Annotated in this window: 1 protein-coding gene; it reads left to right on the top strand. The window is 63.8% G+C overall.

Annotated features, from left to right (window positions below; translation table 11 throughout):
* Positions 1-17: 17 nt before the first annotated feature.
* On the top strand, positions 18-240 hold a 223-nt coding region (locus Xsto_RS21830; RefSeq protein ID WP_211284374.1), incomplete at its 3' end, for a hypothetical protein.

Raw genomic sequence — 240 nt, 5'->3', positions numbered from 1 at the left:
ACGGGTTTGTCCGTTACGTGAAATCGAAAACGGTGACCCCGGGCGTGGCTTCCCCCATCGGGGCCTATGACGATGCGCCGGGGCATGAGGTGATTTACCGTTATGATTCCCTGCCCACGCTGCCGGGGACCGCGACCAAAGCGGCGGTGGTGCGGACGCAGCAATGTCTGTTCCGGGTGGACCGGCATACCGGACAGCGCCAGTTGTTGCACACGCACCAGACCGGCTATGTCAGCCGGC

It is taken from the genome of Xenorhabdus stockiae (assembly GCF_002632825.1).
Taxonomy (GTDB): Bacteria; Pseudomonadota; Gammaproteobacteria; order Enterobacterales; family Enterobacteriaceae; genus Xenorhabdus; species Xenorhabdus stockiae.
Note: the sequence above shows the minus strand (reverse complement) of the source record. Positions and strands in the feature narration are given on the sequence as shown.